We start from the raw sequence: 11,422 nt of genomic DNA, 5'->3' as shown, positions 1-11,422 counted from the left end.
GCTCCAGGCCGCAGGGCCCCACCGAGATCAAAATAGGCTGAGCGGCATTGGGCGGTCGCGGGCTGGTGGCGACGGCTGTCTCCGGGTTGTTGAGGGGGCCGCCAGCGCCAGCCCGGGGCGGGAGGCGCGGGGCGGTCCGGAGTGGGCCGGGGCGTGGCGCGAGACCACCACGGGACTCGGCTCGTAGCCTGCGGACGGGCGCTCCGTATGCGTACCGGAAAGGTGGTCCGGGAACGACGGCTACCTGGAGTTTCGGGGTCGCGCTGAGCTGGGGCGGGCCGGTTGCCGTTCGGTCTCAGGTTCGTGGCCGGGCTGCCGATCCTGGCGGCCATGACCACGGAGCCACCCGGATCTCTCCCGCCCCGGCGGCTGCGCGACTGGGCGGCCGTCGTCGCTGTCGCCGTCGTGGCCGCGGCCGGCGGCGCACTCGTCACCCGCGCGGCCATGCGCAGGTCCGCGTCGGCGGCGTCCCCGCCCTTGTCGGCGGCGTCCCCGCCCTTGTCGGCGGCATCCCCGCCCTTGTCGGCCGCGTCCCCGCCCTCGCCGGCTGCGTCGTCACCCTTGTCGGCTGCGGCTGCGGCTGCGGCTCCGTGTTCGCTGGTAGCCGCGCCGTCAGGGTCGGTTCACCTATCTGAGGCGAGATGGTTCACCCCTACCGTGCCGTCGGCGATCGGTCCGGCGGCGCCGGCGTCGCGGCGTGCTCACGTAGCCGCTCTGCTGGCCGTCGTGGCCATCTGCGTGGCCGGCGGTGTGACCGTGACCTGGGCGACCCGGACCGGGTCCAGCCCACCCCCGGCGATCGACGCGATCGGGCTCCGGGCCGAGCCCCGGCAGCCGGCCGACACCGCCCCGCCGCTGCCGTCGGGCTGGACCGTGCCGACGACGCCGCCCGTCCCGTCGGGCTGGACCGTGCCGACGACGCCGCCCGTCCCGTCGGGCTGGACCGTGCCGACGACGCCCGTCCCGTCGGGCTGGACCGTGCCGACGACGCCCGTCCCGTCCGGCTGGACGGTGCCGACGATGCCGCCACTGCCGTCCGGGTGGACCGTGCCGGCCGCCGGCCCGGTGACCATCCACGACGTGCGCGGCGCGGCGATGACGATCTCCATACCGAGGGTTCAGGACCCGGAGCTGTCGAGCTTCCCGGAACTCGACCCGGCGCCCGGCAACCGCCTGCTGTCGATCACCGTGCAGGTGCTCAACAGCGGCGACGTCACGTTCACGCCCGACGTGGACGACAACGCGTGGCTCACCGACACGCGGGGTGTCCGCTACGGCAGCGACCCGGTCATGTCCGCCGCGCTGCAGGCATTTCCGGTCACCGCCCTCGAACCGGACTGGTCGCTGCAGCGCGTGCTGGTGTTCGAGGTCGGCGCGGACACCCACCTGGACATCCTGCACATCAGGCACGAGGCCGACACTGCGACCTGGCCGCTGGACACCACCCGCTGAAGGCGGAGGCCGAGTCTGCCCGTGAAGCGCCGCCCGGCCGCCTCCCGCCCGCGGGCTGGTCCCCAGGGGTGCGTCGAACGGCCGGAAGCACCCCTGGGGACCAGCCCGCGGCAGCGACGGGGCGGGAGCGGCCGTGCGGCTAGTCCTCCCAGATCAGGCAGAACGGTTTGCCGGCCGGGTCGGCGTAGACGCGCCAGTTCGGGCCGGCGCCGTCCAGCCGGGTCGCGCCGAGGGCGAGCACGGCCCGTTCCGCCACGGACACGTCCGCGACGGTCACGTCCAGGTGGAGCTGCTGCGGATACGCGGGGTCCGGCCAGCGCGGCGCCGTATACCCCGTCACCTGCTGGAACATCACCGGCTGCGCGCCATCCTCGCCGATCATGGCGATGCCGTCCGCCTCGTACGTCACCGGCTTGCCGAGCAGCTCGGCATAGAAGTGGCTCAGCGTCTTGGCGTCCGGGCAGTCGAGCATCACGCCGGCCAGCAGCGTCCGTGGACCGTCCGCGCCGAGGCACACGTCGAACGGGTGCCCGGCCGGGTCGGCGAGCGTGTGCCACCGCTCGTTGCGCCGCAGCACGGTCGCGCCGAGGGCCACCGCACGGTCCGCGGCCGCGTCGATCGATGACACCCGGAAGTCCAGGTGAGCCTGCTGCGGCCGCTCCTGACCGGGCCACTCCGGCGGCACGTGGTCGGCGGCCCGCTGCACGCCGAGGCGCCAGCCGTCCGTGGTGTCGAGGGTGATCCAGTCATCGTCGTCGTCCGGCACCCGCTGCCACCCGGCGAACTCCTGATAGAAAACGGCCAGCCGCTCATGATCGGCGGCGTCCAGCGCCACCGCCCGCAGCGTGCCGATCGATTCCGAGGTCATCCTCCGATCCTGCCGTACGACCTGAGCGTCCGTACCGCCTGCACCGTCACGATGCCGCGCCACTCCAGCCGGGACGCCTTGCTGGGCGGCTCCCAGGTGATCGTCCACCCGCCGTCGTCCTGCTGGCCGTCGGCGAGCTGGTCCAGGTTCGCCTGCAGCCGGGTGTCGTCGAACAGCGTCCGCCACGGCGAGTCCGCGGTCGCGGCGATGTGCAGCGGGGTCAGGCCGTACTCGCCGGGTTTCGGGTCGAACATCGGCGAGGCGGTGAGCTGCTCCAGGACCGTCACGGCGGCTCGCTCGGCGCGTGCCCGGTCCGGCACGTGGGCCAGGAACGTCATCGCCTCGCCCAGCGCGTGCACCTCGTCCGGCAGCTTCCCCGACTCGATCTCGCGCCAGCAGTACGCGGTCGCCGCGTCCCGCCACGGGTGCTCGAAACCCAGCCGGTGCAGCAGCCCGGCCAGCCCGGCCGTCGGGTTGAGCCCCGGCGCGTACGTCCACTCGGTCCAGTGCGCGGCCCGCGGATAGTCCTCGATCACCGGGAACGCCAGGGGCACCGCGCCGTCGACGGCCACCGAGCCGAGGAAGTCGCAGGCCGGCCCGAGCAGGCTGTGGTCGGTCGTGCCGGCCGCGGCGAGGGCCTGGAACGCGGTCTCCACGTCGATCGGGAGACTGGCCGGGCAGCGCTTGTCCGGTTCGAGGCCGTGGCCGAACCCGCCGTCGGCGTTGCGATAGCCGCGCAGCACGTCCACCACCGGGTCCGGTGACCCGTCCCGGATCAGGACGTCGAACAGGCGGCGTTCCAGCAGGCGGCTCTCGGCCTGCAGGAACCGGTCGGCAGCGTGCAGATCAGCGGTCATGCCACCACGCTAGGTGCAGCCGGTCGGCTCGTCTTGTAAGAATCGGCCATGGGCTACATCGAGTGGGCGCCGCCGGCACCCCTGCGTGAGGTCGTGGTGTGCCTGTGGCGCCGGACGGTCGGGGCTGATTCCTCGCCGGCGCTGATCCTGCCGGACGGCTGCGTCGACCTGATCTGGCAGAGCGGGACCGGTGCGTACCTGGCCGGCCCGGACACCGGTCCGATGCCCGCGACACTCCCGGCGGGGGAGACACTGATGGGCGTACGACTGCGGCCGGGCGCCGGGGGGACGACTCTGGGCGTACCTCTGGAATCTCTGCGCAATCTCCGCGCCGATCTCGCGGACCTGCGCCCGGAGTCGGCCCGGCGGTTGCGGGGCGACCTCGACCCGGACGAGGCGCTGCGCCGGATGGTGACGCTCACCGGGCGGCTGGCCAGGGAGCGCCCGCCGGACCCGGCGATGCTGGCCGCGGTCCGGCTGCTCGACGATCCGCACCTGCGGGTGCCCGAGCTCGCCGCGAAACTCGGCCTGAGCGACCGCCAGCTGCGCCGCCGGTTCACCGCAGCGGCCGGCTACGGCCCGAAGACCATGCAGCGGGTGCTCCGGTTCCAGCGGTTCCTGCGCCTGCTGGGCGAGGGGACCGCCGGCGAGCTGGCGGCTCGGGCCGGGTACGTGGACCAGGCCCACCTCACCCGGGAGTCGACGGCGCTGGCCGGCCTGACCCCCGCCGCGCTGATCGCTAGCAGAACCCGGACGGGCACTCGCCGTTGAACAGCAGCTCGTACTGCTTGCACTTGGGACAGATCGGCCGGTACTCGGGCCGGGGCGCGGGCTTGACCGGCTTGGCGGCCTTGACCGCTTTCGCCGCCTTGGGCGCTGCCGCGGCCCGTGCCGCCTTGACCGGTCCGCCGGCCTTGCGCAGCTCGACGGCCTGCACCGCGGCGTCCAGCACCGCGTCGTAACTGGCGTCGATCAGGTGTCCCTCGACCGACACGAACGGCACCACGTCGTCCGGATCCTTCACCGTCGCGCCGTCGATCGTCTCGGCGATCTCGTCGGCCTGCGCCCGAGCCACCGCGATGTCCACCCCGCCGGGATGGATGTGCACCGCGACGTTCCGCGCGCCCGGCGGCCGCACCTGCAGGCTCCGCCCGACCGGCTTGACCTCGACCGTGGTCCGCCCGCGAAGCTCCAGCAGCAACCTCGCCACCGCCGGCGCCGCACCGACGCCGTCGTCGGTTTCCGTATCGTGCACGTCCATCTGTGTGACCCTTCGCTCGCACGGCGCCCCCGTGATCGGCGCCTGAGCACCGATCAAGCCGTCAAGGGGAGCCTACCCGCCACCGTGGTCGCCGATTGACAAGCGGGCACCGTCCCCACAACCGCCACTCACCGCGCACGGTCCGCTCACGGTCCGCTTCCTTTCCAGGCCGCGCCTTTTCCGGTACGCCAGGGAGCCCGCGATGCCCGCCGCCCCACCCGGCCACGACGCGACTCACGGCCCCGGCTGGCCCTCACGGTCCCCTCAAGGAAGGTGAGAGGACCGCCAGCACCAGCCCACACCGGAGCCAGCGGTCCCCTCAAGTCCCGGCTGGTGCTGACGGCCCTTAAGCGGGACCCATAGGGGCCGTGAGGGCCAGCCGGGGTTCGGTCTTGCCTTGCCCGGTTGGGTTCGCCCGCAGGCCCCCACCCTTTGTCCTATCTTCCTAGGATGGCTAGCGGCAGTGCGGCACGACGCTGCGGGAGCGACGGCGGCGGGGGTGTGCGCTGGCCAGGCCGGCCGGGGGCGTGTACACGTTGACTTCCAAGATCTCGGGAGCCGCGCCATGTTGCCACCGTCGCTGACCACGCTGACCGTCGCCACCACCGCCTCCGCCGGGGAGCTCTGATGGCGAGTGCGCGGACCCTCGCCCCCGGCCAGCACTGCCGGATCCTGGTGTGTGAGGTCGACAGTGGTGTGCTCACTGTCGTACACAAAAGTGCTTTGGTTTTGTTTGAAGCGCCCAACTGGACCGCGAACGATCAGTTGGTGGTGAACGGGGAGGGGCTGCTGTGGAGCCTGCCCGCGGACGGTTCGGCGGCGCCGCAACTCATCCCGCTGGAGGGTGTGCCGGAGCTGAACAACGACCATGTGTTGGCGCCCGACGGCAAGGACATCTTTCTGTCCGGGAATGACGGGCACCTCTACCGGGCGTCGCTCGCGGGTGGCCCGGGGCAGCGGATCACGGACGCCGCGAACTGGATGCACTTCCTGCACGGGGTGAGCCCGGACGGGGCGACGCTCGCCTACGTCGGCCTCGAGCCCGGCCGGTGGGACGCCGGCACCCTCTGGACGATCCGCGCCGATGGCGGGCCGAGCACCGCGCTGACCAGCGGACCCGGTGCGGACGACGGGCCGGAGTATCACCCCGCCGGCGACTGGATCTACTTCAACACCGAGCGGTACGGCCACGCCCAGATCGCCCGGATCCGCCCGAACGGCACCGCGATGGAGCAGCTCACCCACGACGCGCGGGTCAACTGGTTCCCGCACTTCGCGCCGGACGGCAGCCGGGCGGTGTACCTGAGCTACCCGCCGGGCACCGAGGGCCACCCGGCCGACCGGCTCGTCGAGCTGCGCCTGGTCGAGGGCGACGACTGGCACGCCGCGCGCACGATCGTGGAGCTGCCGGGCGGCCAGGGCACCATCAACGTCAACAGCTGGTCGCCGGACGGCACCCGCTTCGCCTACGTGGACTACCCCCTGGCAGGGTGAGCGGATGCAGCATAGGCAGCGGTGGATCGGTTCGGGGATCGCTGTCGCACCGCACGTGATCCTGCTGGCCTTCATGTTCGGGCTGGCGGCGACCACCGACGGGGGCGGCCGGGCGTACGTCGCCTTCTACGGCCTGCTGGAGATCTACCTCGCGCCGGCCGGACTCGTCGCGTTCCTGATCCTGGTGGTCAAGCAGCCGTGGCGACCGATCGCGATCGGGGTGGGCCTCGGCACCGTGCTCGGCGTCGTCCTGGTCCTGTGCGGCACGCTCTTCCTGGGCCGAATGCATTGATGGTCATGGTTGTTACTGGGAGCGCTCCCATGTAACGATGATGTTTCACGCCTTCCGTCCCCGAAGGAGTCCATCGATGTCGCTCCCATCGACACGCTCGTGGCTCGCCGGTGCCGTGGCCCTGGCTCTCGCCAGCGTCACCGCCGCGATCGTCACCGCACAGCCCGCGTCCGCCGCCACCGGCGGCACCGGCACCGGCTACCTGCACACCACCGGCAACAAGATCGTCGACAGTACGGGCGCCACCGTCCGGCTGACCGGGATCAACTGGTTCGGCATGGAGACCGACAACAAGACGTTCCACGGCCTGTGGGCCAGCAACCCGTGGCGCGGCCAGCTCGACACGATGGCCTCGCTCGGCTACAACACGCTGCGGATCCCGTTCTCCGACGACGCGCTCAAGGCCGGCGCGACCGCCACCGGCATCAACGACTACGTCAACCCGGACCTGGTCGGGCTCTCCCCGCTGCAGATCCTCGACAAGGTCATCGGGTACGCCGGCGGCAAGGGCATGCGGGTCATCCTGGACCGGCACCGTCCCACCGCTGCCGGGCAGACCGCGCTCTGGTACACCTCGGCCGTACCGGAGAGCACCTGGATCGCGAACTGGAAGGCCCTGGCCCAGCGGTACGCCGGCAACACCACGGTGATCGGCGCCGACCTGCACAACGAGCCGCACGCCGAGGGCACCAACCCGGCCGCGACCGGTGCCTGCTGGGGCTGCGGCGACACCGCCCGTGACTGGCGGCTGGCGGCCGAACGGGCCGGCAACGCGATCCTCGCGGTCCAGCCCAACTGGCTGATCTTCGTGGAGGGGGTGAGCTGCCCCAGCGGCGGACTGTCCAACGTCTGGGACAACGACACCAGCAACGACGAGGACTGCGGATGGTGGGGCGGCAACCTGTCCAAGGCGGGCCAGTTCCCGGTACGCCTGGACGTGGCGAACCGGCTGGTCTACTCGCCGCACGAGTACGCCACCTCGGTGTACCACCAGGCGTGGTTCGACGACCCGTCGTACCCGGCGAACATGCCGGCGATCTGGGACAAGTACTGGGGCTACCTCTACAAGCAGAACATCGCGCCGATCATGATGGGCGAGTTCGGCACCACCCTGGCCAGCAACGTGGACAAGGTGTGGCTGCAGGAGCTGCTGAAATACACCGGCACCGGGGTGAACGGGATGTCGTTCACGTACTGGTCGTGGAACCCGAACTCGGGTGACACCGGCGGCATCGCCAACGACGACTGGACCACGGTCAACCAGGCCAAGCAGGCGATCATCCAGCCGTACCTGATCGCGCCGGTCGCCGGTGGCTCCACCTCGTCGCCGTCGCCCTCCGGTTCGGCCTCGACTCCCGCGACCACGGGCGGCTGCACGGCCACCTACGCGCAGGACAACAGCTGGCAGGGCGGCTTCCAGGGCCAGCTCAAGGTGCAGAACACCGGTGGCAGCGCGGTCAGCCCGTGGCAGGTGACCTGGACCTGGCCGTCCGGCGTGACCGTCGCCAGCGCCTGGAACGCGACGGTCACCCAGAGCGGGACCGCGGTCACCGCGGCCGCGCCGACATATTCGCCGTCGCTCGCGGCAGGCGCTTCGGTCACTGTCGGATTCACCGCCAACGGTACGACCAGTGCCCCGGCCACCGTGAAGCTCAACGGGGTGGCGTGCGCATGAGGCTCGCCCCGATCGCTGCCGTCGTGGTCCTGACCGGCGCCACCTGGGGTGTCGTGGGACTGGGCCCGGCCCGGGCGGCCGCGTCCACCTGCGACGTGGCGTGGACCGCGAACAGCTGGAGCACCGGCTTCACCGCCGACGTCAAGGTCACCAACCTCGGTGCGGCGGTCACCTCGTGGACGCTGAGCTGGGACTTCACCGGCAACCAGAAGGTCACCTCGGCGTGGAGCGCGACGGTCAGCCAGTCCGGAGCGACCGTGACGGCGTCGAGTGCCGCCTGGAACGGTGCGCTGGCCACCGGCGGGTCCGCCAGTTTCGGCTTCCAGGGTACGTTCACGGGCACGAACGTGGCGCCGTCGTCGTTCCGCTTCAACGGAGTGACCTGCGGCGATGCTCCTACGCCGGCCCCGTCGGGCTCGTCGTCCCCGTCGGCGTCCACCTCCAGCCCACCCCCTGACCCTGGGGCCGGTTGCGCCTCAGTGGCCCGCTGCGACGGGTTCGAGGGGCAGACCGGCGCGGTCCCGGCCGGGACCTGGGCGGTGACCAGCGCGGACTGTTCCGGCACCGGCACCGCCGCGATCGACCGCACGGTCGCCCACACCGGCGCGACGTCCCTGCGGATCAACGGCACGGCCGGGTACTGCAACCACGTCTTCGCCCGCAACACCGACCTGCTCGGTGCGGCGACAAACGTGTGGTACGTCCGCTACTGGGTCCGGCACACCACCGCCCTGCCCGCCGCGCACGTCACCGCCGTCGCCCTTGCCGACGCCAACGACGGCGGCAAGGACCTGCGCTTCGGCGGCCAGAACGGCGCCCTGCAGTTCAACCGGGCCTCGGACGACGCCACCCTGCCCGAACAGAGCCCGGCCGGTGTGGCCCTGTCCGCCCCGCTGCCGGTGAACACCTGGAACTGTGTCGAGTTCAAGGTCTCCGGCGCCGACGGCACCATCGAGACCTGGCTGAACGGCACCTCGGTGCCCGGCCTGATCGAGGACGGGGTGGCCACGCACGACATCGACGGGCAGTGGCTCAACCGGACGTGGCGCCCGGCCCTCACCGACCTGCGACTGGGCTGGGAGAGCTACGGCGACGGCGCCGACACCCTCTGGTACGACGACGTGGCGGTCAGCGGCACCCGGAACGGCTGCTGAGTTTGCTGCCGGGCGGGGCTCAGGCCACGCCCGGCAGCAGCGCCAGGCACTGGTGCGGGCTCTCCACGTGCGCGTTGTGGCCCAGCCCGGCCAGAGTGACGACCGGCCGGCCGAACTGTTCGAGCTGGTCGCCGGTGTTCATCGGGTCGTGCTCCCCGCGGGCCAGGGTGACCGCTGCCGGCGACCGGGCGATCAGCCCGGCCATGTCGGGTGCACCGACGCCGAAGGCCCGCGGGTCCAGGGCGAGCCGCCAGCGGCCGTCCTGCTCGCGGACCCCGGCCCGCGCCGCCGGATGCTCCGCGCCGACCAGCCCGCCGAGCCCGGACACGCGCAGGTGCCGGGCCAGGGCGTCCTCCGGGGAGTCGAACCAGCTCACCGGGCGTCCGGCGAGCGACCGTGCCCGCTCCAACTCCTCGGTACTCCAGGAGACCTTGACGCCGAGAGCGACGACGGCGGTCACCGGCAGAAAGGTGGCGACCACCCCACCGAGCGAATGTCCGAGAACGACGGTGTGCTCGCCGGGCGTCACCAGCGTGCCGACCGCCTCGGCGAGCGCGTCGAACGTGTACTCCGGCAGCTCCGCCGACCCGCCGTGCCCGGGCAGATCCGGCGCCAGCCAGCGGCCCGGCCAGTCCCGCGCCAGCAGCGGCTCCCACCCGGCCCAGACGTCACCGGTCGCGCCGAGCCCGTGCAACAGGATCAGCACCGGCTCCCCGCTGCCACCACCACGCACCCGCAACTCCCCGCCCATCCCGCGAGTCTGCCAGCCCACCCGGCCCACCGTCTCGCCGTCTCGCCGGCGGCCGCGTGCGGTGCAGTCCCAGCTGGCTCTCCGCGCCCGAATGCGCCTGTCATAGCGGCCGTGAGAGCCAGCCGATCCGGTCCCGGCTGGCTCTCCGCGCCCAAATGGGCCCGTCATAGCGGCCGTGAGAGCCAGCCGGTCGGTCCTGGCGGGCGCTCACGGCCGTGATGCACCGGCACGGGGGCCGTGAGGTGAGGGTCAGGCGGCCGGGCAGGGGCCGTGGTGGACGGGGGCGGTGTTGCGGAGCAGCTTCGTGGTCAGCACGTCCCGGGCGACGGCGCGACCGATCGACTGGGCGGCCTGGTCGCTGAAGGCGAAGTGCTGCCCGCCGTAGATCCGGGAGCGGCCGACCTCGGTCGCCGCCGCCGAGAAGCTCGGGTAGGCGCGGGCCACCCCGCCCGGCGCCGAGTCGGTGGTGTGGGTGAACGCGATCCGGTCGGTGCAGAAGAACTCGGCGAGCACCGTGGCCGCCGCCCCGCTGTAGGCGCTGTGCCCCGACACGTACTCCGGTGTGCCGCCGGCGCTGCCGGCCCGCGAGGTCCAGGCCGGATCCGGCTGGGTGGCCGGGTTGCCGTCGGTGTCTGCCTCCCGGATCGCGGTGGTCGGCCGCCAATGCCGGTACGCGTACTTCGTCGCCACCGTGGGAATCGTGGTGTCCGCGAGCGTCATGGTCAGCAGCGCGGTGAGCCTGGCCTGTTCGCCCAGCGCCAGATGCCGCTGCCCGGCCACGGTCAGGGCGATCCGCAGCCACTCACCGGGCGGCTGCGCGGACCCGGCCGGAAGTGACCAGAACTGGAAGGTGGCGAGCAGGTCGGGTGCGTCGACCGCGGCGTTGCCGAGCTGTTCGACCTCCGCGAACGCCTGCGCGTAGGCGCTGCTGGTGAGGCCCGGCGGCGGGCCCGGCAGATACCGGGCGGGGTCGGTCACGGCGAACGGGCGGACGTTGCGGTACTGCACGCCCGGCCAGTCGGCGCGGAACACGCCGGGCCCGGCGCCGGCCGGTTGGGTCTCGACCGGCCGGGACCCGTCGTCGGCGCGGGCGGTGAGGACCGCCGCGCCGACGTGGTCTCCCCAGGTGGCGCCGCGGGTCACCGGCGTACCGGCGCCGAGTCGGGCGAGGTCGGCGGCGAGCTGGGCGTCTTAGGTAGCGGCGCGGGCGGCGTCGGCGCCGGCCAGCACCGCGTGGGCGGCGGCCGCCGCGGCGGCCTGCGGGTCGGCGCCGCGCGGACCGGCGCCGCCGATCAGCGCCGGGGCGCGGCCGGTGTGGCCGGGGCGCAGGCCGTTGACCGCGTCGTAGACGGCGACGTTGAGCATGGCGTAGAGGCGGGCGGCGTCGGCGTCGGTCGCCCGGGTGGCGCGGACCGCGGAGAGCGCGAGCTCGTTCCAGACGTGGACGCTGTCGATGTCCGGCCGCACCGGGTGGGCGGCCGCCGGGGTGCCGGCTCCTGCGCCGGTCACCAGCACTGCGAGGGCTGTCAGCAGCTTCTTCACCGGCCCAGCGTGCCGCGCGCGGCTATGGATGGGTGCCGATGTGTAGCCAATCGGACCGATCGGGGCGGGCGGGCCG

13 protein-coding genes are annotated in these 11,422 nt (G+C 72.8%); 6 read left to right on the top strand and 7 right to left on the bottom strand.

The features are described from left to right. Positions 1-701 precede the first annotated feature (701 nt). A complete protein-coding gene (locus Apa02nite_RS17295; RefSeq protein ID WP_203825880.1) occupies positions 702-1,109 on the bottom strand; it encodes a hypothetical protein in 408 nt (135 codons plus the stop codon). Here Apa02nite_RS17295 and Apa02nite_RS17290 point away from each other — a divergent pair. After that, complete coding sequence (locus Apa02nite_RS17290) at positions 1,096-1,452, top strand: DUF4352 domain-containing protein (RefSeq protein WP_203825879.1); 357 nt, start codon at positions 1,096-1,098, stop codon at positions 1,450-1,452. The two genes, Apa02nite_RS17295 and Apa02nite_RS17290, sit on opposite strands and share 14 nt — an antisense overlap. Before the next feature lie 139 nt (positions 1,453-1,591). Here the strand turns inward: Apa02nite_RS17290 and Apa02nite_RS17285 are convergent, their stop codons facing one another. Both Apa02nite_RS17285 and Apa02nite_RS17280 read right to left on the bottom strand, forming a co-directional pair. Continuing rightward, positions 1,592-2,320: a VOC family protein gene (locus tag Apa02nite_RS17285; protein ID WP_203825878.1), complete on the bottom strand. Its 729-nt coding sequence runs from the start codon at positions 2,318-2,320 to the stop codon at positions 1,592-1,594. After that, the gene (locus tag Apa02nite_RS17280) at positions 2,317-3,177 is read right to left on the bottom strand and encodes a hypothetical protein (RefSeq protein ID WP_203825877.1); all 861 of its coding nucleotides are present in this window, start codon (positions 3,175-3,177) and stop codon (positions 2,317-2,319) included. Before Apa02nite_RS17280 ends, Apa02nite_RS17285 begins: the two co-directional genes overlap by 4 nt. A gap of 48 nt (positions 3,178-3,225) precedes the next feature. On the opposite strand from Apa02nite_RS17280, the gene Apa02nite_RS17275 reads away from it, so the two are divergent. Next, complete coding sequence (locus Apa02nite_RS17275) at positions 3,226-3,948, top strand: helix-turn-helix domain-containing protein (RefSeq protein WP_203825876.1); 723 nt, start codon at positions 3,226-3,228, stop codon at positions 3,946-3,948. Here Apa02nite_RS17275 and Apa02nite_RS17270 read toward each other — a convergent pair. Next, positions 3,917-4,438, bottom strand: a complete 522-nt coding sequence (locus Apa02nite_RS17270) for a hypothetical protein (RefSeq protein WP_067698434.1) — start codon at positions 4,436-4,438, stop codon at positions 3,917-3,919. The genes Apa02nite_RS17275 and Apa02nite_RS17270 overlap by 32 nt on opposite strands. Positions 4,439-5,206: 768 nt before the next feature. Between Apa02nite_RS17270 and Apa02nite_RS17265 the strand changes: the two genes are divergently transcribed. The 4 genes from Apa02nite_RS17265 to Apa02nite_RS17250 all read left to right on the top strand — a co-directional run bounded on the left by Apa02nite_RS17265 (position 5,207) and on the right by Apa02nite_RS17250 (position 9,053). Continuing rightward, a complete protein-coding gene (locus Apa02nite_RS17265) occupies positions 5,207-5,932 on the top strand; it encodes a TolB family protein (RefSeq protein WP_239164367.1) in 726 nt (241 codons plus the stop codon). Between the two features lie 4 nt (positions 5,933-5,936). After that, positions 5,937-6,224, top strand: a complete 288-nt coding sequence (locus tag Apa02nite_RS17260) for a hypothetical protein (RefSeq protein ID WP_203825874.1) — start codon at positions 5,937-5,939, stop codon at positions 6,222-6,224. 76 nt (positions 6,225-6,300) lie between these two features. Beyond that, on the top strand, positions 6,301-7,899 hold the full coding sequence (locus Apa02nite_RS17255) for a cellulase family glycosylhydrolase (protein WP_203825873.1): 1,599 nt from the start codon (positions 6,301-6,303) through the stop codon (positions 7,897-7,899). After that, on the top strand, positions 7,896-9,053 hold the full coding sequence (locus Apa02nite_RS17250) for a cellulose-binding domain-containing protein (RefSeq protein ID WP_203825872.1): 1,158 nt from the start codon (positions 7,896-7,898) through the stop codon (positions 9,051-9,053). Before Apa02nite_RS17255 ends, Apa02nite_RS17250 begins: the two co-directional genes overlap by 4 nt. 19 nt (positions 9,054-9,072) lie before the next feature. Here Apa02nite_RS17250 and Apa02nite_RS17245 read toward each other — a convergent pair whose 3' ends face one another. The 3 genes from Apa02nite_RS17245 to Apa02nite_RS51060 form a co-directional block, all read right to left on the bottom strand. Continuing rightward, complete coding sequence (locus tag Apa02nite_RS17245; protein ID WP_307871967.1) at positions 9,073-9,825, bottom strand: alpha/beta fold hydrolase; 753 nt, start codon at positions 9,823-9,825, stop codon at positions 9,073-9,075. A 228-nt stretch (positions 9,826-10,053) separates the two neighbouring features. After that, positions 10,054-10,947, bottom strand: a complete 894-nt coding sequence (locus Apa02nite_RS17240; protein ID WP_239164366.1) for a vanadium-dependent haloperoxidase — start codon at positions 10,945-10,947, stop codon at positions 10,054-10,056. A gap of 48 nt (positions 10,948-10,995) precedes the next feature. Then, the gene (locus Apa02nite_RS51060; RefSeq protein WP_239164365.1) at positions 10,996-11,346 is read right to left on the bottom strand and encodes a hypothetical protein; all 351 of its coding nucleotides are present in this window, start codon (positions 11,344-11,346) and stop codon (positions 10,996-10,998) included. Positions 11,347-11,422 lie beyond the last annotated feature (76 nt).

This window comes from Actinoplanes palleronii, from assembly GCF_016862315.1.
Classification (GTDB): Bacteria; Actinomycetota; Actinomycetes; order Mycobacteriales; family Micromonosporaceae; genus Actinoplanes; species Actinoplanes palleronii.
This window is presented reverse-complemented; position numbering and strand designations above follow the sequence as displayed.